The following is a 19,166-nucleotide window of genomic DNA, read 5'->3' on the forward strand; positions in this document are numbered from 1 at the left end:
CCTCTCATCAACGCCCCTCGGAGCCCCGTGGACACCGCCGCATCGGCTTCCACGGTACGACGCGGATCTTCCGCTAGTCACCCGAAATGGGACATCAGGCAGCACGATCACGTCTCAACATGGCTTACAGTTCGGGGCATGGCAGGTGTTGTTATCGGCCTGGCGCTGCTGGCCTTCTGGCTCTTCTCACTGTTCGACGTCGTCACCACGCCGGAAGACGAGGTTAGGAACGTACCAAAAGCACTTTGGATCCTCGTCGTGGTGCTCATCCCGCTGCTCGGCGGGCTGGTGTGGATGGCGCGCGGCCGTCCGCGCGCGCCGCGCGCGGCCCGTCCCGTCACCCCCGGCCCGGGCGCGCCGAAGGGGCCCGACGACGACCCCGAGTTCCTGCGCGACCTCGAACGACGGATGCGCGGCGACGACGTGGCCTGATCGGCGAGCCCCCTTCCGAAGGCTTGGGGTCACTCCACGTCGGCGTAGCTGTGCAGCCCGTCGATGAAGATGTTGACCCCGATCAGGTTGAACAGCAGGCAGCCGAACGCCACGAGCTGCACGATCATCGCTGCCCTGCCCCGCCAGCCGGCCGTTGCCTTGGCGTGCAGGTAGGCGGCGTAGGCCACCCACGTGATGAACGACCAGACCTCCTTGGGGTCCCAGCCCCAATAGCGGCCCCACGCCCGGTCCGCCCACAGGGCGCCCGCGATGACGGCGAACGTCCACACCGGGAAGGCGAAGATGATCGCCCGGTGCGCCGCCTTCTCCAGCACCTCGCGCGAGGGCAGGCGCGACAGCCCGTCGCCGCGCAGCAGGTAGAGCACGCCCGAGACCCCGGCCAGCGTGAACAGGCCGCTCGCGATGATGGCGGCCGTGACGTGGATCGCGATCCAGTACGAGTCGAGCGCCGGCACCACGGGACCGGCCGCGGTGTAGAACACCTTGACCGCGAGCCCGAGCCCGAGCGCGGCGGTGACCATGACGAACGCGCCCAGGAAGCGCACGTTGTGGCGGACCTGGGTGGCGAGGAACGCGGTCACGGCGGCGAAGCAGATGGCCACCACGAACTCGTACATGTTGCCCCACGGCCACCGGTCGACGGCCAGGCCGCGGGTGACGATGGCGGCGAAGTTGGCGGCCCACCCGATCCAGGCGAGCACGAGCGCCACCGTCCCGGCACGGGCGGCGACCGGCGAGGCCGGTACGGGTGCCGCGGCGCCCGCCGTCGCGCCCGCAGCGGACGTCTCAGCGCCGGGAACGGCCGCCTCGGCGTCGCTCTCGACGGTCTCGGAGACCGCACCGCCCGCGATGGTCTCGGACGCCATCGAACCGGCGCCGCTCCCCATGGCCTCGGAGATCGAGCCGGCGGCGCCCGCCCCCACGGCGACCGGCTGCCTGGCCTCGGCCTGCCGCCGCTCGGCGGCCTTCCCGCCCCGCGCCCGCCCGAAGGCCAGCTCGATGGCGAAGCCGAGCATGGCGACGACGTAGAGCAGCACGGCTGCGACGACGAAAAGGTCGCTCAGCTCGGCGAGTTGCTCAGCGGACATCTTTCTCTCCTGCTGATAGAACCTTCACGATGTCGGCGAACTCCTCGGCGAAGCCCGCCGCGGAGCCCTCTGTGCGGGTCAGCCCGCCCACCTCGACCCGCCCCTGCGCGACGCGGACGAACACCCGGCGGCGGCGGATCATGAGCGAGAGCGCGATGGCGACCACCGCCGTGGCGGCGGCCAGCAGCGCGGGGAAGCGCCCTGGGTCGTACGCCATCTGCAGCGTGATCCACTGCTTGACGCCGGTGAACTCGATCTTGCCGAGCCCGCCGGGCAGATCGACCGACTGGCCCACGGCCAGCGGCTTGGGCGCGTCGGTGCCCATGAGCACCGGCTTGAGCTTGCGCATCACCTCGGGCTCTGCCAGCTCGTAGACCGACTGCGGCTTACCGGAGCGCAGGCCGAGGTCGCCGGAGAAGGCGCCGAGTATCTGCACCTCGGGGTTGAGCTCGCCGGGGAAGGCCGAGGCGTGGGTGCCGTCGGTCAGCGGCACGCTGGTCGGCAGGAAGCGCAGCAGGAACCCCAGCTGGGACGGCTGCGCGTCGGGCGCCTTGACCACGCAGCCCGAGGTCATGGACGCCTTGTCCTCGATCAGGCAGGGCACGGGCCCTTCGAACGCCACCTGGCCCTTGCCGTCGGTGACCCTGAAGACGGGGGCGTAGCCGTTGCCGATGAGGTAGGTCTGCGTGCCGTCGATCTCCAGCGGCTCGTTGACCTTGAGCTCGTAGTCGCGGGCCGGCGCCGCCGGCGACTCGTTGACCTTGAGGTGCGCGGAGTAGTCGAGCGCCTGGCCGCGCTTGTCACCGGTGACCTGGTAGGCCACGTTGAAGTCGGTGAGCTGGAAGCTGAACGGCTCGAGCGACTCGGCGGAGACCCTGCTGCCGGGGATGAACCGGTCGTAGGCGGCCACGGTGTTGGCGAACCCGTCGCCCTCGACGACCAGCACGTTGCCGCGGTAGCCGTACAGCGATCCCGCGCCGATGGCGAGCAGGATGCCGACCAGCGCGATGTGGAAGAACAGGTTGCCCGTCTCGCGCAGGTAGCCCTTCTCCGCCGACACCCAGCCGTCGCCGGTGACCACGCGGAAGCGCTGCTTGCGCAGCCGGGCCGCGGCCCGCTCGACGCCCAGGTCGCTCTCGAAGGCGGCGTGATGCGGCAGGCGGGACAGGTTCTTCGGCGCGGCGGGCGGCTTGCGGCGCAGCTCGCGCAGGTAGACCGTGGTGCGCGGGATGATGCAGCCGATCAGCGAGGTGAACAGCAGCAGGTAGATGGCCGCGAACCAGGTGGAGGTGAAGACCTCGAAGAGCTGGAACCTGTCGTACCACTCGGCGAGCGTGGGGCTCTGCTCGTACAGTCTGGCGACCTTGTCGGGCTCGACGCCGCGCTGCGGCACCAGCGAGCCGGGCACCGAGCCGAGCGCGAGCAGGAAGAGCAGGATCAGCGCCGTCCGCATCGAGGTGAGCGTGCGCCACGCCCAGCGCAGCCAGGCCACCAGCCCGAACGACGCCTGCTCGGGCGCCTGCTCCTTCTCCAGCTCCTTGACGCTCATCAGATCACCGGCTCGAATGCGCCGATCAGTCCTTGCATGGCCGCGATCATCTCTCCCCAGAGCCCGGTCACGAGCAGCACGCCGACGGCCACCATCATGCCGCCGCCGACCCGGGTGATCAGGCGCGAGTGCTTGCGGACGGCGCGGAACGTGCGCAGCGCGCGGCTGTAGGCCAGCGCGGCGCCGATGAAGGGCAGGCCGAGGCCGAGCGCGTAGGCGACGGCCAGCAGCGCGCCACGCCCCGCGCTGCCCTCGTTGAGCCCGAGCGTGAGCACGACGGCCAGCGTGGGCCCGATGCACGGGGTCCAGCCCAGCCCGAACACCACGCCGAGCAGCGGCGCGCCGGCGAGCCCCGCGGCCGGCATGCGGTGGATGCGCACGTCGCGCATGAGGCCGGGCAGCAGGCCGAGGAAGGCCAGCCCGAGCACGATGGTGAGCACGCCGAGCACCCGCGTGATGATCTCGGCGTTGCCCAGCACGACCGAGCCGATGCCGCCGAACAGCGCCCCGCCGAGCACGAACACCAGCCCGAACCCGGCCACGAACAGCGCGGTGCCGAGCACCAGCCGCCCCCGCTTGGGGTCGGCGCTCATGCCCGTCACGTAGGACAGGTAGCCGGGCACCAGCGGCAGCACGCACGGCGACAGGAACGACACCACCCCCGCCAGCACCGCGATCGGCACGGCCAGCAGCAGCGAGCCCGAGGCGACGACGTCACTCATCGCGCACCTTGGTCACCGTGTTCATCAGGTCGGTGTACTTGACAGCGCCGAGCGCCCTGGCCGCGATGCGGCCCTGCTTGTCGATGACCAGCGTGGACGGGATGGCGGCGGGCGGCACGGTGCCCTGGAAGGCCAGCGCGACCTTGCCCGGCTGGTCGAAGATGTGCGGGTAGCCGGTCTGCTCGGTGCGCTCGAACGCCTTGGCGTCGGCCTGGCGGTCCTTGAAGTCGACGCCGAGGAACTGCACGCCGGAGTCCTTGGTCTTGGCCCAGACCTCCTTGAGCACGGGCGCCTCGGCCCGGCAGGGGCCGCACCACGAGGCCCAGAAGTTGAGCACGACGACCTTGCCCTTGTGCGCGGCCAGGGACGCGGTGGCACCGTCGAGGGTCGGGCCTTCGACGGCCGGCGCGGGTTTGCGCTCACCCGCCTCGAACACCTGCATCTTCCCGTCCCCCGCGACGAAACGGGTGTCGCCGGCCTGCGGCTGGCCGCCCTGGTTGCCGGCGCAGCCCGCGACCAGCGCGACCAGGAGAAGGAGGGAGATGGAGTTGGCGCGCACGGAGGAAGATCTCCTTGTACTACAACCGGTAGAGCTTGCAACTCTACCGGGGTGCCCGTGCGGCCCGGACATCAGGCCCCGGGGATCGACGGCCCCGTCTGCAGCGACCCGGCGGGCTCGCTGTAGCCGATGCTGACGAGCCGATCGCCGTCGAAGGTGAGGGTGGTGAGGCTGGCCAGCGCGCACTGGCGGCGGCGCGGGTCGTGCCAGAGCCTGCGGCCCTCGGCGGCCGAGCGGATGGCCCAGATCGGCAGCTGGTGGCTGACCAGCACCGCCTCATGGCCCCGCGCCGCCGCCCTGGCGTCGTCGATGATCGACTTCATCCGCTTGACGATGACCGGGTAGGGCTCGCCCCAGGACGGCCGCAGCGGGTTCCAGAAATAGCGGTAGTTGCGCGGGTTGCGCAGCACGCCGAGGCCCTGCCCGATCATGCGGCCCTCCAGCAGGTTGCCCGCCTCGATCAGGCGCTCGTCCTGGACGATCTCCAGGCCCAGCTTGTCGGCCAGCGGGGTCGCCGTCTCGATGGCGCGCTCCAGCGGCGAGCTGTAGAGGGCGACGATGTCGCGGCCGCCGACGGCCTTGGCGACCGTCTCGGCCATGAGCCGGCCCGTCTCCGACAGGTGGTAGCCGGGCAGCCTGCCGTAGAGCACGCCTTGGGGGTTGTGCACCTCACCGTGGCGCAGCAGGTGGACGACGGTGGTTTCAGCCATGGTGGGCCCAGCCTATCCGCTCGTCCGCGAAGCCCAGGCGAGGGCCCGCTGCGACACGGCCCCCGCTGGATCACTGCACGGCCCAGGCGTTCTCCTGGGTCTTGCTCGTCTCCGTCAGCGCGTCCACCATGGCCCTGATCGCGGGACGGCGGGCGGCGTCGGCGCGCCAGATCGCGTAGATGCGCCGCGACTGGCGCGGGAGCAGCGGCACCAGCCGTACGCTGTCCGGCACGCAGTCGCGCCCGAGCCTGGGCACGATCGCGCAGCCGAGCCCCGCGGCCACGAGCGCGAGCTGGGTCGGGTATTCGTCGGCCCAGCACGCGATCACCGGCTCCAGCGAGGCGCTGCGCAGCGTGAACACCAGCCAGTCGTGGCAGACCGTGCCGGGCGACCCGCTGATCCACTGCTCGCCGTGCAGCGCGGCCAGTTCGATCTCGCGCTCGCCGGCCAGCGGATGGCCGGCGGGCACGGCCACGTCGGCCACGTCGTCGAGCAGCGTGGCCTTGGACAGGCCGTCGGGCAGCGCCATCGGGCGGGTCAGCCAGTCCTGGACGACGCCGAGGTCCAGCTCGCCCCGCGCCACCTCGCGGGCCACCCGTTCCGGCTCGCGCTCGCTGAGCTGCACCCACAGGTCGGGGTGGCGGCCCTTGAGCGAGACCAGCGCGTGGGGCATGAGGCCGCGGGCGGCGGTGGGGAAGGCGCCGACGTTGAGCCGGCCGACGACCTCGCCGCGCAGCGCCTCGAAGTCGGCCTCCGCGGTCTCGACCAGGGCGAGGATGCGCTCCGCGTGCTCGGCGAGCAGCCCCGCCGCGTCCGTGAGCCGCACGCCGCGGCCGTAGCGCTCCACGAGCCTGGCGCCGGTCTCGCGCTCCAGCTTGGCGATCTGCTGGCTGACCGCCGACGGGGTGACCATGAGGGCTTCGGCCGCCGCCCCCACCGAACCGTAGACGTGGACGGCGTGAAGGGCTTTGAGCCGGTTCAGGTCCAACATGTAAGCCACTCTAAACCGTTTAGCGTAGAAAGTCTCGCTTGTGGTTCATTGTGTAGCGGATGAAAATAGTTGCATGAGAATCCTGAAGCAGAAGAAGCAGCAGACCGGCTCCGTCTCGTACCTCAAGGTGCTCGCCGAGCAGGCCCGCGACCAGCGCATCCGCTACCAGAAGCCGAGCCGCTGAGCCCGCGCGTGACGAGGGGCGGCCACCCGGACCGCCCCACTCGCTCCTGCTCCCCCGATCACAGCACCGCGGCGGCCGCCTTCGCGGCCGCTGGGAGCGCCTCCGTGACGCGGCCCAGCGCCTCGTCGTCGTGGGACGCCGACAGGAACCACGCCTCGTACGCCGAAGGCGGCAGGTAGACCCCCTGGTCGAGCATGCTGTGGAAGAACGCCGTGTACGCGGCGGTGTTCTGCCCCCGCGCCTCGTCGAAGTTCGTCACCTCGGCGTCGGTGAAGAAGATCGAGAACAGGTTGCCCGCCCGCTGCAGCCGGTGCGGCACCCCCGCCACGCGCAGCGCCTCCGAGGCGGCGTCGCCCACCAGAGTGGCCGCGGCGTCCAGCCGGCGGTACGCCTCGTCGTCCAGACTCCGCAGCGTGGCCAGGCCCGCGGCGCAGGCCAGCGGGTTACCCGACAGCGTGCCCGCCTGGTAGACGGGCCCCTCGGGCGCCAGGTGAGCCATGACGCCGGCCCGGCCGCCGAACGCCGCCGCCGGCAGGCCGCCGCCCATGACCTTGCCGAACGTCATCAGGTCGGCGTCGACCTGCTCGATGCCGTACCAGCCGGCGCGTGAGACGCGGAAGCCGGTCAGCACCTCGTCCACGATGAGCAGCGCGCCGTTGGCCGTGCACAGCTCGCGCAGGCGCGCGTTGAAGCCGTCGCGCGGCGGGACGACCCCCATGTTCGCCGGGCACGCCTCGGTGATCACACACGCGATCTCGGCCGCCGCGAACGCCGCCTCGACGGCCTCGACGTCGTTGTACGGCAGCACGATCGTGTCGGCCGCCGACGCCCCCGTCACGCCCGGCGTGTCGGGCAGCCCGAACGTCGCCACCCCCGACCCCGCCGACGCCAGCAGCGCGTCCACATGGCCGTGGTAACAGCCGGCGAACTTGATCACCTTGGACCGGCCGGTGAAGCCCCTGGCCAGGCGTACGGCGCTCATCGTCGCCTCGGTGCCCGAGCTGACCAGGCGGACCTTCTGGACCGGCGCGATGCGCGCCACGATCTCCTCGGCCAGCTCGACCTCGCCCGGCGTGGCCGTGCCGTAGGAGAAGCCGCCCGCCACCGCGCCGGAGACGGCCTCGACCACGGCCGGGTGGCGGTGGCCCAGGATCATCGGCCCCCAGGAGCAGATGAGGTCGACGTAGCGGTTGCCGTCGGCGTCGGTGATGTAGGGGCCCTGCCCCGAGACCATGAAGCGCGGGGTGCCACCCACCGCTCCGAACGCGCGCACCGGGGAGTTGACGCCTCCCGGGACGACGTCGCGGGCGCGGGCGAACAGGTCTTCGGAGTTACGTGTACGGCTCACCCGACCCAGGTTAGCCGCAGGTGCGGCCGGTTCTCCGAGCGGGCACGCGGCTCAGTCGGCGAGCCACTCCAGGATGCGCAGCGGGTCGGGCAGCGGCCTGCCGTCGGGCGGGCGCAGCCAGGAGACGGACTGACCGCCCGGCATCGCCGAGGGCGGCGCGAGGACGTAGCTGTCGCGGCAGTGCCAGCGCAGCCCCGGCGTGTCCTCGATGGTGGCCGGGTCGCAGTCGAGGTGGCAGGACCACCACTCGTCCTCGTCCTCGGGGTTGCCGCGAGTGGCGACATAAAACAAGACCCGGTCGCCGTTGGCGGCGACCGGGCCCGGGTGTGCCCCGGCGGCGTCGATGCGGGTGAGCGCGGACAGGCCGGCGGCGAGCGGTACGTCGAAGACGTCGAACACGCGGCCCGTGGGCAGGATCACATTGGCCTCGGGCTCGGCCTGCCACCAGCGCGTGAGCTGGGCCGCGTCGGTCGTGGCCTGCATGTGCCAGGCGGGCGAGAGCGGATGGGCGCCGGGGTCGGGACAGCCGAGCCGGTCACAGGAGCACGCACGCGGCCCCTGACGCAGCGGGAAGGCGCCGGGCACCACGGGCCAGCCCAGGGCGGCGTATTCGAGCACGGTCTCGATGCGCGTCGGCCGGGACCGCTTTTTGGTACGCCGAGCCAGTGGTACCCCCACCATGGTGTCTCCCGTCGAGTCACAGCGCCTGAGGAGGTCCCGGATCCGGGTGGTGGGCGGGCCGCTGTCGGCGGCCTCCCCCGCAGGGCAGCAAGGGACTTGCGCCTGCATCACACGCGGGACACACCAGCACTTTCATGCAACTCTAACCCACAGGCCCCAGCAGTTGACGGGAAACCCCTTGGTTAGAGCGTGCGCGCCACTTCCGTCGCCCAGTACGTGAGGATCATGTCGGCCCCCGCGCGCTTGATCGCGACCAGCGACTCGTTGATCGTCCGCTCGCGGTCGATCCAGCCGTTGGCCGCGGCGGCCTCGATCATCGCGTATTCGCCGCTGACCTGGTAGGCGGCCACCGGCACGTCCACCTCGGCGCGGACGCGGCCGATGACGTCGAGGTAGGCCCCCGCGGGCTTGACCATGACGGCGTCGGCCCCCTCGGCCAGGTCGAGCCTGACCTCGCGCAGCGCCTCCTCCAGCGGCCCCGCCGGGTCCTGCTGGTGGGTGCTGCGGTCGCCGAACTGCGGCGCGCACTCGGCGGCGTCGCGGAACGGGCCGTAGAAGGCGGAGGCGTATTTGACGGAGTAGGACAGGATCGGCACGCCGGCGTGGCCCGCCAGGTCGAGCGCGCTCCTGATGGCGCCCACCTGGCCGTCCATCATGCCGCTCGGCGCCACCATCTGGGAGCCGGCCTCGACCTGGGCGAGCGCGACGGAGGCGTACCGCTCAAGGGTGGCGTCGTTGTCGACCTCGCCCGACGGCGTGAGGATGCCGCAGTGGCCGTGGTCGGTGAACTCGTCGAGACAGGTGTCGGCCATCACCACGAGCGCGTCGCCGACCTCCGACACCACGTCACGCAGCGCCACCTGAAGCACGCCGTGGGGGTCGTCGGCGGCCGAGCCGCGCGCGTCCTTCACCGCCGGGATGCCGAACAGGATGACGCCGCCCACACCGGCCTCGGCGGCCTCGCGGGCGGCCTTGCGCAGCGAGTCGCGGGTGTGCTGGTAGACGCCCGGCATCGAGGCCACCGGCTGCGGCTCCGAGATGCCCTCCTTGGCGAACATCGGCAGGATCAGCTCCGCCGGGTCGAGCCTGGTGCCCGACACCATCCGGCGCATCGCCGCGCTGTTGCGGAGCCTGCGCGGGCGGGCGACGGGGAACTGCGCGCTCATCTGGCTCTCCTCCTCGCGCCACGGCGGTTCTGTGAGGGACGGCGCGGCGTGTCGCCGGCCGCCAGCGCCGCCTGGCGCTGCTTGGCCCCGAACTCGGCCACCGCGGCGGCCAAGGCGGAGGCGGATGGCTTGTCGGCCATGACGTCGACCCGGAGCCCGAACTCCTCGGCCGTCTTGGCCGTCTGCGGCCCGATGACCGCGATCACGGTGACGTTGTGGGGCTTGCCGGCGATGCCGACGAGGTTGCGCACGGTCGAGGACGAGGTGAAGAGCACGGCGTCGAAGCCGCCGCCCTTGATGGCCTCGCGGATCGGCGCGGGCGGCGGCGCGGCGCGCACCGTGCGGTAGGCGGTGACGTCGTCGCACTCCCAGCCCAGCTCGGTGAGCCCGGCCACCAGCGTGTCGGTGGAGATGTCGGCCCTGGGCAGCAGCACCCGGTTGATCGGGTCGAGCATGGAGTCGTACGGCGGCCACTCGGCCACCAGCCCCTCCGACGACTGCTCGCCGGACGGCAGCAGGTCGGGCTTGACCCCGAACTCGATCAGCGCCCGCGAGGTCGCCTCACCCACCGCCGCGACCTTGAGGCCGGCGAAGGCGCGGGCGTCGAGTCCGTACTCCTCGAACTTCTCGCGGACCGCCTTGACGGCGTTGGCGCTGGTGAAGGCCACCCATTCGTAACGGCCCGTGACCAGGCCCTTGATCGCGCGGTCCATCTGCTGCGGGGTGCGCGGCGGCTCGACCGAGATGGTCGGCACCTCCTCGGGCACCGCGCCGTAGGACACGAGCTGCTCGGACAGGCTGCGCGACTGCTCCTTCGTCCGCGGGACGAGCACCCGCCAGCCGAACAGCGGCTTGGTCTCGAACCACGACAGCTTGTCGCGCTGCGCGACGGCCTCGCCGACCACGATCAGCGCGGGCTCGGTGATCCCGGCGTGCTTGAGGTCGGCCTGCAGCCGGCCCAGCGTGGACACCACGGTGTACTGCTCGGTGGTGGTACCGCCGCTGCTGACCGCGACGGGCGTGGTGTCGAGCTTGCCGCCGGAGATCAGCGCCTTGCCGATGGGCACCGCGTCGGCGACGCCGTTGTAGATGACCAGCGTGCCCTTGCAGCCGGCGTGCACGGACCAGTCCTGCTCCTGGGCGGCGTCGACGACCCTGAACTCGGGCACGGCGCTCGCCGGCGGGATGCCGGCGTAGGTGAGCACGGCGGTCGCGGGCGGCACGCCCGGCACGATCTCGAAGTCCACCTCCGCGGCGACGCAGGCCGCGACCTCCTCGCTGATCGAGGAGAACAGCATGGGGTCGCCCGCGCACAGGCGCACCACGAGCTGGCCGCGCGCGGCGCGCTGCACGAAGTCGCCCTCGGCGACCTCGACGCCCTCGCGGCAGTGGTGCAGCAGCGGGGTCTGGGTCTCGGCGTCGAGCACCACCGCGTCGGCCTTGCCGAGCAGCTCGGCGGCGCGGAGCGTGAGCAGGTTGGGATCGCCGGGACCCGCTCCCACGAACGCGACGAAACCGGAGGTTGGACTATCGGAGCTCAATGGGAATGCTCCCCCATCAATCTGTCGGCCCCTTCGGCGATCATCTCGGCCGCGAGGAGGCGGCCCAGGTTCGCTGCCTCCGAAGGAGAGCCGGCGGCGGACTTGCGGACCGCTTCGCGGCCGTCTATCGAGACGACAACAGCGGTCAGGTTCAGAGTGTGCCCGTCATCGAACGCGAAAGCACCCACCGGAGCCGAGCATCCGGCTTCGAGTGCGTTGAGCACGGCGCGTTCGGCGGTCACGGCCGAGCGGGTGGCGGGGTCGTCGAGCACGGACAGGGCCTCGACGATGTCGGTCCTGTCGGTGCGGCACTCCACGGCCAGCGCGCCCTGGCCCGGGGCCGGCAGCAGCTCGTCGGTCTCGAAGATCTGCGCGATCTCAGCGTCCCTGCCGATCCTGCCGAGCCCGGCGGCGGCGAGCACGACCGCGTCGAGCTCGCCCGAGGTGACCTTGCCGATGCGCGTGTCGGCGTTGCCGCGGATCGGCACGTATTCGAGGTCGGGACGCAGGGCGCTGAGCATGGCGACGCGGCGCGGCGAGCCGGTGCCGACCCTGGCGCCGGGCGCGAGGTCGGCGAACTTGTGCAGGCCGACGAGCGCGTCGCGGTGGTCGTGGCGGGCCGGCAGCGCGGCCAGCGTGAAGCGCGGGTCCTGGGTGGTCGGCAGGTCCTTCAGCGAGTGGACGGCGAAGTCGATCTCCCCGTCGAGCAGCTCGTCGCGCAGCGCGCTGACGAACACGCCGGTGCCGCCGAGCTGCGCCAGATGAGCCTTGGTGACGTCGCCGTACGTGGTGATGCCGACCAGCTCGACGGGCCCTCCGGTGCGCGCGGTGTAGGCGTCGGCCACCATCTGGGACTGCGTGGTCGCGAGAAGGCTGCGCCGGGTGCCGAGCCGCAGAGCGGGCCTCGTCACAGTTCCACCTCCCTCACGGCCTCGGGCATCTTCGGATCCAGGTTGAACAACTCGCGCAGCGCTTCCGCATAATGATCGCCTCCTGGGCAGGTGGCGAGCTGCTTGACACGCACAGTCGGCTCGTGGAGCAGTTTGTCCACCACCCGCTGGACGGTCATGGCGACCTCGTCGCGCGCCCGCTCGTCGAGGTCGGGCACCCGCATCAGCAGGCGGCCCAGCTCCGACTCGACGACGCCGGCCGCCTTGCTGCGCAGCGCCACCACGGTCGGCGTGACCCTGGCGGCCCGCTCGGCGTCGAGGTAGGCGCGCAGTTCCTCGGCCACCAGACGGCGCACGGTGGGCACCGCGTCGCCCTCGCGGGAGCCGATGCCGGACTCCTGGATGGTCTCCAGGTCGACCAGCGTGACACCCGGCACCCCGCGCACGGCCGGGTCGATGTCGTGCGGCAGCGCCAGGTCCAGCAGGAACACCGGTTTGCCCAGCATATCCGGCGTGATGATGTGCCGGCCCGCGCCGGTGCAGGTGATCACGATGTCGGCCGCGGCCACCTCGTCCGGCACGGCGGCGAACCCGACCGCCCGGCCGCCGACGGTGGCGGCGAGCCTGGCGCCCCGCTCGTACGTGCGGTTGGCCACGACGATGTCGGTCACCCCGGCGCGAGACAGCGTCGCGGCGGCCAGCGAGCTCATGGAGCCGGCGCCGATCACCAGCGCCCGCCGCCCCGGCAGCTCGCCCGCCAGCGCGAGCCCGGCGGTGACGAGGGAGGCGCCGTGCTTGTCGATGCCGGTGTCGTGGTGGGCGCGCTTGCCCACCCGCAGCGCCTGCTGCACCAGGTCGTTGAGCGTGGCGCCGACCGTGCCCTGGCGCTGGGCCAGCTTGAGCGCCTGGCGGACCTGCCCGAGTATCTGCTGCTCGCCGACGACCATGGAGTCGAGGCCGCACACCACGGAGAACAGGTGCTCGACCGCCCGCTCCTCATAGTGGACGTAGAGGTGCGGGATGAGCTCGTCCACCGGGACGCCCGAGTGCACGCCGAGCAGCTCGCTGATCGACGTGACGGCCGCGTGGAAGCGGTCGACCGTGACGTAGACCTCGACCCTGTTGCAGGTCGAGACCACCATGGCCTCCGCCACGCACGGGTCGTGCTGAACGTCGTGCAGGAGCTTGACGAGGGCGTCGCCGGTGACGGAGACGCGCTCGAGCAGGCCCACCGGTGCGGTCCGGTGGCTGAGCCCGACAGCCAGAACACTCATTGACCGTCCACCGCCATGAGTGGCCCCCCAGCCTTGCGTTGCTCGTGGAACGCGAGAATCTGCAGTTCGATTGATAGGTCGACTTTACGGACATCGACGCTTTCCGGCACCGAGAGTACGACCGGCGCGAAATTGAGGATGCTGGTCACGCCCACGGCGACCACGCGATCGCACACTTGCTGCGCCGCTGCCGCCGGTATCGCCAGTACCACGATCGAGACTCCACGCCGTTTGATCACGGCTTCCAGTTCGTCGATGTGTTCAACATTCAACCCCGCGATGGTGTCGCCCACGATTTCGGGGTCGGCGTCGATGAGCGCCGCGACCCGGAAGCCCCGGGAGACGAAACCGCCGTAGTTGGCGAGCGCGCGGCCGAGGTTGCCGACTCCGACGATCGCGACGGCCCAGTCTTGGGTCAGACCGAGCTCACGGGAGATCTGATAGACGAGGTATTCGACCTCATAGCCTACGCCGCGGGTGCCGTAGGAGCCGAGGTGCGAGAGGTCCTTGCGGAGCTTGGCGGAGTTGACCCCTGCCGCGCCCGCCAGGTCTTCCGAGCTGACGGTGGCGATGCCCCGCTCGGCCATCCCGTGCAGCGCCCTGAGGTAAAGCGGGAGCCTGGCGACCGTCGCCTCGGGAATGCCGCGGTCACGGGGCTGGGACGGGCTCTTCACGTGCCGGTGCTCCAGGGAACGGGCGGCTTGGGGACCGCGTGATCGGAATGGGACCGTCTTTCAGGTTAATCCCTTTGTGAACCGATGCACAAAGTCAGCAGGGGTACGGTTGCGTCATGCACCGCATCACCTTGCTCGGCAAACCCGGCTGTCACCTCTGTGACGACGCGCGCGAGATCATCGCCAGGGTCGCGGGCGAGCTCGGCGTCCCGTGGGAGGAGGTCAGCATCGACTCCTCCGACGAGCTCAAGGAGAAATACTGGGAGATGATCCCGGTCACGCTGATCGACGGCGTGCAGCACGACTTCTGGCGGGTCGACGAGGCGAGGCTGCGCGCGGCGCTCAGTACGTGACGGCTCAGTACGTGACGGCTCAGTACGTGACGGCTCAGAACATGACGGCTCAGAACATGACGGTGGGCAGCGGCACCACCTTGGCGGCGTTGACGTCGAGCTCGATCACGTTGGTGGCCAGCACCATCGCCTGACGGTCGTTGACGAACCGCTCGACGTGCGGCTGGCGCAGGTGGTCGCGGTAGGCCACCTCGTCGCGGTAGAGCTCGTAGACGATGCGCTGCAGCGGGGCCGACTTCACGGAGTGGCAGGCGTAGACGAGCGTGTCGGGCTCGCCCCTGCGCACGGCCTCGACCGTGGCCTCGGCCAGCCGGTCGAAGGCCTCGCCCGCGCCGTCCATGAGCGTGAAGACGGTGAGCATGCCGTAGATCGTCGGCGAGAGCTTGCCCGAGCCGCCCTGCTGCTGGGCGGGCGAGAACAGGTCGGCCCCGGGGAAGACCGCGCCGGTGGCGGGCGCCGGTGGCGCCAGGTTGTAGTCGGGGCGCTGGGGCGGTGCGCCGTTCATGATGTAGCCGGTGGAGGGGCCGTCGTCGGGCGGCGGCGGCGCCATGCGGGAGGCGTAGTCGACCTCGCGGTCGCCCGCACGATATTCGGCCACCAGGTCGCCGAGCCCCGACGACCTGCGCGGCGGCTGCGGCGGCAGGTCGGCGGCCGGCACCGGCTCCGGCATGCCGTGCTGCCCCGGCACCTCGTCGCGGAACATCGGGCGCTCGTCAGGACCGTCCTCGCCGGCCAGCGCGCGATCGGCGCGGCGCGCGGCGAACTCCTCACGGCGCTGGGCCCGCTCGTCGCGGCGCGGCGCGCGGTCGTCGCGGTCGTCGTGGTCGTCGAAGTCGTCCTCGTCGTCCTCGTACGGCGCCAGCGGCCGCAGCACGGTGTACCACACCGCCGCCCCCGCGACGGCGAGCAGCGCGGTGGTGAACAGGGCCGGCACGGAGAACCGCATCGCGCCCACCAGCGCCAGCCCCGACGGCACGATGACCACGGTGGCGTGGAGGTTGTCGGTGTCGTACTCGTCGCCGTTGCGCCATCGCAGCCCGGCCACGACCAGCATCGCCAGCATGATCAGCACGGCGACGGCGTGCACGCCGGTGAGCAGGTAGCCGGGGACGATGTTCCAGTGGGTCGCGGCGGTGGGCAGCGACTTGCCCATGTCGTCGGTCTTCAGCGGGTCCCAGACCATGATGACCGTGGCCACGACGGTCAGGGCGATGCCGAGCAGCCACGCGAGGAACCTCGGCGGCACCTTCTCGGCCAGCAGCTGCACGAGCCCGACGGCCAGCCACAGGGGCGCCAGCATCGATCCCGTCACCTGGTAGATCCGGAACGTGACGGAGCCGAAGCCCATGAAGGACCCGAGTGCGATCACGGCGAGTGACAGGCAGAGCCCGGCGACTGCAACGGTCCAGGCGACCAACCACCCCTCAGGCTCGTCGCGCAGGCGTTGGATCAGGGCGGCCGCGGCGATCGCGGACAGGATCGCACCGGCGAGAGCTATGACAGCAACGAGGATCTCCATGGTGACTCCAATGCTGCCGGACGATGCCTCCCAGCCGGTAGCCGAAGAGGGAACGGGTCGGTCCACCACGGTATAGGCCGATTACGCCTAGTCATGCATGACTTCCGTGGATTGTGGATTTTCCGGTTGATTTCTAGAGTGTTCGAGCACGCCGCACCCCTTACCCCTAGGGATACCGGATGCCTGACTCGTCGCCGTTCGCCGGGCTGCTGGCGCCAGCTGTGGCCGGCCCTGCCCGGACGGGCGAGCTCGCCGTGCGCGAAGACGTGCCCGACGACCTCCGTACGCTGGTGATGCACGCCAAGAACGGATGCACGCAATCCTTTGGCACGCTCTACGACCGTTACGTCGACCTGGTCTACCGCTACATCTACTTCCGGGTGGGCTCGCACCCGTTGGCGGAGGACCTCACCAGCGAGACCTTCCTGCGCGCGCTGCGCAGGATCGGCGACTTCACCTGGCAGGGGCGCGACTTCGGAGCCTGGCTCGTGACCATCGCGAGAAACCTGGTGACCGACCATTTCAAGTCAGGGCGCTACCGGCTGGAGATCCCCACGGGCGAGGTGATCGACGTTCCGCTCGACGGCTCCCACATTCCCGAGAACGCCGTGGTCACGGCCATCATCAACGATCGGGTGCTGCGTGCCGTACGAGATCTCAATCCCGAACAACAGGAATGCGTCGTCCTGCGCTTCCTGCACGGCCTCTCGCTCGCGGAAACCGCGCTGATCATGGGGAAGAAGAGTGGAGCGATCAAAGCGCTGCAGTTCCGTGCCGTCCGCGCGCTGGCCAGGGCTCTCAAGCACGACCTCGCGTAACCTCCGGCATCGGCCCCTCGTTGAACCAGGTGTCATGACCGTGCCGGTGGGAGAGCCGTCATGAGGGGCGCGCGCGAGCGGCGGGTACGCGTGCTCGTGCACCTCACCGAGCTGAGCGAGCTGCCGCTCGGCGGCCTGCCCGAGCCCGCGTTCAAGGAACGGCTGCGCGCCGAGCTGATGTCGGGCGCCCTGGCCACGGCCGAACCCGACGCGCCCGAGGAACGGCCCGCCACGAAGCCGCAGCCGCTCCTGGGCGGGCTCCTGCGCGGGCGCGGACGCCGCCGCCGCTCCAGAGGCCGCCCCCTGCTGTCCCAGCTCGCCACCGTGGGCCTGGTGGCCGCGCTCATGGTGTCCTCCTTCGCCACCTACCGCGCGGTGCCCGGTGACTCGCTCTACCCGCTCAAGCGCGCCGCGGAGACCACGCTCGTCCGCCTCACGTCCGACGACGCGGAACGCGCCGCGCGTGAGCTCGACTCGGCCAAGGCCCGCGCCAAGGAGGTCGCCACCCTCCTCGGCTCGTCGGCCGACGGCCCGCTCGTGGACGAGACGCTCAAGGACATGGAGGAGTCCACCCGCGCGGGCATCAGCCGGCTCGAACGCGCGGAGCCGCGCTCGCCGAAGATCAAGAAATTCGCGCGGGACCAGAAGGAGGCCGTCAAGCCGATGCTTCAGCAGCTCGACGAGGATCAACTGGCCCAGGCGGAGGGGTACCTCAGCTACATCGAAGGTCTGGCCGCCCCCGAGTAGGTAGCTAAGCTGAAGCCCATGTGGCGGCTCATGCGACGACGACAGGAAGTGCAGCCGGAGGTCGCAGGCGAGGCGGCCGCACAGGCGGCGGTGACCGTCGCGCCTGCCCAGCCCGATCTCGAGTCCGCGGCCTTCTTCGACGTCGACAACACCATGATGCGCGGCGCGTCGATCTACCACTTCGCCCGCGGGCTGGCCACGCGCGGTCTGTTCACCACCTCCGACCTGGTCAAGTTCGCCGTCGGGCAGGCCGTCTTCCGGCTGCGCGGCAACGAGAACCCCGAGCACATCGCGGTGGCCAGGGAGACGGCGCTGGCGTTCGTCGCGGGCGCCAAGGTCGACGACGTCGTACGCCTCGGCGAGGAGATCTACGACGAGGTCATGGCCGACCGCATCTGGGGCGGCACCCGCGCGCTCGCCCAGAGCCACCTCGACGCCGGGCAGCGCGTCTGGCTGGTCACCGCCACCCCCATCGAGCTGGCCAGGGTCATCGCCCAGCGGCTCGGCCTGACCGGCGCGCTCGGCACGGTCGCCGAGACCAGCAACGGCGTCTACACCGGCCGGCTGGTCGGCGACCTGCTCCACGGCCCGGCCAAGGCCGAGGCGGTGCGCGCCCTGGCCCGCAGGGAGGGGCTCGACCTCAGCCGCTGCACCGCCTACAGCGACTCGGCCAACGACCTGCCGATGTTGTCGCTGGTCGGCAACGCCGTCGCCATCAACCCCGACAGCGAGCTGCGCGAATACGCGCGCAAGCACGACTGGCCGGTCAAGGACTTCCGCACCGGGCGCAAGGCCACGATGACGGCGCTGCCGATCGCGGCCGGCGTGGGCGCGGTCGCGGGCGGCGTCGCAGCGGGCATCGCCCTGCGCCGCCTCTACCGCGGCCGCCCCTGAATCACTGCGGCCGGCTCACTTCAGCGTCCCGAACAGCTTGTCCGCCTCCGGCTGCTTCCACCGGAGCCGGTTCGGGTCCTGCGGATAGGGCTCCCAGGGCACCGACACCGTGGTCATCGTGGTCCTGGCGAGTTGGGTGGCCAGCTCGTACATCTCCTCGACGCCGAGGTCCGTCCGCACCGCCCCGCGCACCGCCGACACGAAGGCTCTGAGCTTGGCGGGATCGGAGCCGAGCTGCCGCTGGGCCTTGTCCAGCATCGCCCGCGCGAGCCCCTGCTGCCGCTTGATCCGCGCGACGTCCGAGCCGTCGCCGTAGTGACGCAGCCGGGCGTAGCCGAGCGCCTTCTCGCCGTCGAGCAGTTGCTCGCCCGCGGGCAGCCTGAGCTTCGCGGCTCGGTCGTCCACGGGCCCCGGCACCTTGATCCGCACGCCGCCGAGCGCGTCCACCATGGTCTTGAAGCCGGAGAAGTCCACCTCGACCGTGTGGTCCAGGCGCAGGCCCGTCAGCTTCTCCAGCGTCGACCTGAGGCACGTGGCGCCACCGTCGTCGTACGCGGAATTGATCATGGCGGTCCGGCCCGGCGTCGGCCCGCACGGGACCCGCACCATCGAGTCCCGCGGAACGCTGACCACGGTGGCCCTGCCCCTGTCGGCCGGCAGGTGGACGATGATGATGGTGTCGGACCGCTGGCCTGAGCCCTGCAACTGCGGCCCGTACTTCACGTTGCCAGGACCGTCCCGGGTGTCGGAGCCGATCAGCAGCACGTTCATGGCGCCACTCATGTCCACCCGGCCGCCGACGGACGGCGCGGCCACGGGGAAGCCGGTGACGAACGCCGTCGTCACCGCCACAACGGCGGCCGTGCCCGCGGCGACCAGCGCGGCCGTCGGCCACCTGCGCCGGGGACGGCCGCGCAGGAAGCCCGTGCGGTGGCGGACGAGGGTGGCGGGTGGCTGGTGCTCCAGCTCGGCCCCGAGGTCGCGGAGCAGCTTCAGGTCGTCCAT

The 19,166-nt window shown here is 71.2% G+C and carries 20 protein-coding genes; 5 read left to right on the forward strand and 15 right to left on the reverse strand.

The window, feature by feature from the left end:
* Positions 1-138 precede the first annotated feature (138 nt).
* Positions 139-432 (forward strand): PLD nuclease N-terminal domain-containing protein, encoded by a 294-nt coding sequence (locus AB0K18_RS47065; RefSeq protein WP_345394334.1) that lies wholly within the window; start codon positions 139-141, stop codon positions 430-432.
* A 29-nt stretch (positions 433-461) separates the two neighbouring features.
* Here AB0K18_RS47065 and ccsB read toward each other — a convergent pair whose 3' ends face one another.
* The 13 genes from ccsB to AB0K18_RS47130 form a co-directional block, all read right to left on the reverse strand.
* Complete coding sequence (gene ccsB / locus AB0K18_RS47070) at positions 462-1,541, reverse strand: c-type cytochrome biogenesis protein CcsB (protein ID WP_364928691.1); 1,080 nt, start codon at positions 1,539-1,541, stop codon at positions 462-464.
* Entirely contained in the window at positions 1,531-3,090 is a 1,560-nt protein-coding gene (locus tag AB0K18_RS47075; RefSeq protein ID WP_364928694.1) for a cytochrome c biogenesis protein ResB, read from the reverse strand. Before AB0K18_RS47075 ends, ccsB begins: the two co-directional genes overlap by 11 nt.
* Positions 3,090-3,812 (reverse strand): cytochrome c biogenesis protein CcdA, encoded by a 723-nt coding sequence (locus AB0K18_RS47080; RefSeq protein ID WP_364928697.1) that lies wholly within the window; start codon positions 3,810-3,812, stop codon positions 3,090-3,092. The genes AB0K18_RS47075 and AB0K18_RS47080 overlap by 1 nt, the downstream gene beginning before the upstream one ends.
* Positions 3,805-4,371: a TlpA disulfide reductase family protein gene (locus AB0K18_RS47085; protein WP_345394325.1), complete on the reverse strand. Its 567-nt coding sequence runs from the start codon at positions 4,369-4,371 to the stop codon at positions 3,805-3,807. Before AB0K18_RS47085 ends, AB0K18_RS47080 begins: the two co-directional genes overlap by 8 nt.
* A gap of 71 nt (positions 4,372-4,442) precedes the next feature.
* A complete protein-coding gene (locus AB0K18_RS47090; protein WP_364928701.1) occupies positions 4,443-5,081 on the reverse strand; it encodes a histidine phosphatase family protein in 639 nt (212 codons plus the stop codon).
* Positions 5,082-5,151: 70 nt separating this feature from the next.
* Positions 5,152-6,072, reverse strand: a complete 921-nt coding sequence (locus AB0K18_RS47095) for a LysR family transcriptional regulator (RefSeq protein WP_364928704.1) — start codon at positions 6,070-6,072, stop codon at positions 5,152-5,154.
* A gap of 242 nt (positions 6,073-6,314) precedes the next feature.
* Positions 6,315-7,604 (reverse strand): glutamate-1-semialdehyde 2,1-aminomutase, encoded by a 1,290-nt coding sequence (hemL, locus tag AB0K18_RS47100; protein WP_364928707.1) that lies wholly within the window; start codon positions 7,602-7,604, stop codon positions 6,315-6,317.
* 51 nt (positions 7,605-7,655) lie between these two features.
* On the reverse strand, positions 7,656-8,285 hold the full coding sequence (locus AB0K18_RS47105; RefSeq protein ID WP_364928710.1) for a bifunctional DNA primase/polymerase: 630 nt from the start codon (positions 8,283-8,285) through the stop codon (positions 7,656-7,658).
* A gap of 182 nt (positions 8,286-8,467) precedes the next feature.
* Positions 8,468-9,451, reverse strand: a complete 984-nt coding sequence (gene hemB / locus AB0K18_RS47110; protein WP_364928713.1) for a porphobilinogen synthase — start codon at positions 9,449-9,451, stop codon at positions 8,468-8,470.
* Positions 9,448-10,953, reverse strand: a complete 1,506-nt coding sequence (locus AB0K18_RS47115) for a bifunctional uroporphyrinogen-III C-methyltransferase/uroporphyrinogen-III synthase (RefSeq protein ID WP_364928716.1) — start codon at positions 10,951-10,953, stop codon at positions 9,448-9,450. The genes hemB and AB0K18_RS47115 overlap by 4 nt, the downstream gene beginning before the upstream one ends.
* A 35-nt stretch (positions 10,954-10,988) precedes the next feature.
* Complete coding sequence (gene hemC / locus AB0K18_RS47120; RefSeq protein WP_364928719.1) at positions 10,989-11,903, reverse strand: hydroxymethylbilane synthase; 915 nt, start codon at positions 11,901-11,903, stop codon at positions 10,989-10,991.
* Positions 11,900-13,156: a glutamyl-tRNA reductase gene (locus AB0K18_RS47125; protein ID WP_364928721.1), complete on the reverse strand. Its 1,257-nt coding sequence runs from the start codon at positions 13,154-13,156 to the stop codon at positions 11,900-11,902. Before AB0K18_RS47125 ends, hemC begins: the two co-directional genes overlap by 4 nt.
* Positions 13,153-13,830, reverse strand: coding sequence for a redox-sensing transcriptional repressor Rex (locus AB0K18_RS47130; RefSeq protein ID WP_355415497.1), 678 nt, complete (start codon positions 13,828-13,830; stop codon positions 13,153-13,155). Before AB0K18_RS47130 ends, AB0K18_RS47125 begins: the two co-directional genes overlap by 4 nt.
* A gap of 116 nt (positions 13,831-13,946) precedes the next feature.
* Here AB0K18_RS47130 and AB0K18_RS47135 point away from each other — a divergent pair, with 116 nt between their 5' ends.
* Positions 13,947-14,183 carry a glutaredoxin family protein gene (locus tag AB0K18_RS47135; protein ID WP_345394304.1) on the forward strand — a complete coding sequence of 79 codons (237 nt, stop codon included), beginning with the start codon at positions 13,947-13,949 and terminating at the stop codon, positions 14,181-14,183.
* Positions 14,184-14,232: 49 nt separating this feature from the next.
* Here the strand turns inward: AB0K18_RS47135 and AB0K18_RS47140 are convergent, their stop codons facing one another.
* The gene (locus tag AB0K18_RS47140; RefSeq protein ID WP_364928725.1) at positions 14,233-15,702 is read right to left on the reverse strand and encodes an antibiotic biosynthesis monooxygenase; all 1,470 of its coding nucleotides are present in this window, start codon (positions 15,700-15,702) and stop codon (positions 14,233-14,235) included.
* Positions 15,703-15,881: 179 nt separating this feature from the next.
* Between AB0K18_RS47140 and AB0K18_RS47145 the strand changes: the two genes are divergently transcribed.
* From AB0K18_RS47145 to AB0K18_RS47155, 3 genes are read left to right on the forward strand one after another with little or no spacing between them, the layout of a single operon-like run.
* Positions 15,882-16,520: a sigma-70 family RNA polymerase sigma factor gene (locus AB0K18_RS47145; RefSeq protein WP_355415491.1), complete on the forward strand. Its 639-nt coding sequence runs from the start codon at positions 15,882-15,884 to the stop codon at positions 16,518-16,520.
* A gap of 60 nt (positions 16,521-16,580) precedes the next feature.
* Positions 16,581-17,267 carry a DUF5667 domain-containing protein gene (locus AB0K18_RS47150; RefSeq protein WP_364928728.1) on the forward strand — a complete coding sequence of 229 codons (687 nt, stop codon included), beginning with the start codon at positions 16,581-16,583 and terminating at the stop codon, positions 17,265-17,267.
* 30 nt (positions 17,268-17,297) lie between these two features.
* A complete protein-coding gene (locus tag AB0K18_RS47155) occupies positions 17,298-18,161 on the forward strand; it encodes an HAD-IB family hydrolase (protein ID WP_364928730.1) in 864 nt (287 codons plus the stop codon).
* Positions 18,162-18,176: 15 nt separating this feature from the next.
* Here AB0K18_RS47155 and AB0K18_RS47160 read toward each other — a convergent pair whose 3' ends face one another.
* On the reverse strand, positions 18,177-19,166 hold the full coding sequence (locus tag AB0K18_RS47160) for an LCP family protein (RefSeq protein ID WP_364928732.1): 990 nt from the start codon (positions 19,164-19,166) through the stop codon (positions 18,177-18,179).

Origin of the sequence: Nonomuraea sp. NPDC049421 (genome assembly GCF_040677005.1) — a bacterium.
Classification (GTDB): Bacteria; Actinomycetota; Actinomycetes; order Streptosporangiales; family Streptosporangiaceae; genus Nonomuraea; species Nonomuraea salmonea.

What these genes read in the sequence shown, in the direction of transcription:
- AB0K18_RS47065 (WP_345394334.1), top strand. Translation starts at nt 139, where the DNA reads ATGGCAGGTGTTGTTATCGGCCTGGCGCTGCTGGCCTTCTGGCTCTTC.
- ccsB (WP_364928691.1), bottom strand. Translation starts at nt 1,541, where the DNA reads ATGTCCGCTGAGCAACTCGCCGAGCTGAGCGACCTTTTCGTCGTCGCA.
- AB0K18_RS47075 (WP_364928694.1), bottom strand. Translation starts at nt 3,090, where the DNA reads ATGAGCGTCAAGGAGCTGGAGAAGGAGCAGGCGCCCGAGCAGGCGTCG.
- AB0K18_RS47080 (WP_364928697.1), bottom strand. Translation starts at nt 3,812, where the DNA reads ATGAGTGACGTCGTCGCCTCGGGCTCGCTGCTGCTGGCCGTGCCGATC.
- AB0K18_RS47090 (WP_364928701.1), bottom strand. Translation starts at nt 5,081, where the DNA reads ATGGCTGAAACCACCGTCGTCCACCTGCTGCGCCACGGTGAGGTGCAC.
- AB0K18_RS47095 (WP_364928704.1), bottom strand. Translation starts at nt 6,072, where the DNA reads ATGTTGGACCTGAACCGGCTCAAAGCCCTTCACGCCGTCCACGTCTAC.
- AB0K18_RS47105 (WP_364928710.1), bottom strand. Translation starts at nt 8,285, where the DNA reads ATGGTGGGGGTACCACTGGCTCGGCGTACCAAAAAGCGGTCCCGGCCG.
- hemB (WP_364928713.1), bottom strand. Translation starts at nt 9,451, where the DNA reads ATGAGCGCGCAGTTCCCCGTCGCCCGCCCGCGCAGGCTCCGCAACAGC.
- AB0K18_RS47125 (WP_364928721.1), bottom strand. Translation starts at nt 13,156, where the DNA reads ATGAGTGTTCTGGCTGTCGGGCTCAGCCACCGGACCGCACCGGTGGGC.
- AB0K18_RS47135 (WP_345394304.1), top strand. Translation starts at nt 13,947, where the DNA reads ATGCACCGCATCACCTTGCTCGGCAAACCCGGCTGTCACCTCTGTGAC.
- AB0K18_RS47140 (WP_364928725.1), bottom strand. Translation starts at nt 15,702, where the DNA reads ATGGAGATCCTCGTTGCTGTCATAGCTCTCGCCGGTGCGATCCTGTCC.
- AB0K18_RS47145 (WP_355415491.1), top strand. Translation starts at nt 15,882, where the DNA reads ATGCCTGACTCGTCGCCGTTCGCCGGGCTGCTGGCGCCAGCTGTGGCC.
- AB0K18_RS47150 (WP_364928728.1), top strand. Translation starts at nt 16,581, where the DNA reads ATGAGGGGCGCGCGCGAGCGGCGGGTACGCGTGCTCGTGCACCTCACC.
- AB0K18_RS47155 (WP_364928730.1), top strand. Translation starts at nt 17,298, where the DNA reads ATGCGACGACGACAGGAAGTGCAGCCGGAGGTCGCAGGCGAGGCGGCC.
- AB0K18_RS47160 (WP_364928732.1), bottom strand. Translation starts at nt 19,166, where the DNA reads ATGGACGACCTGAAGCTGCTCCGCGACCTCGGGGCCGAGCTGGAGCAC.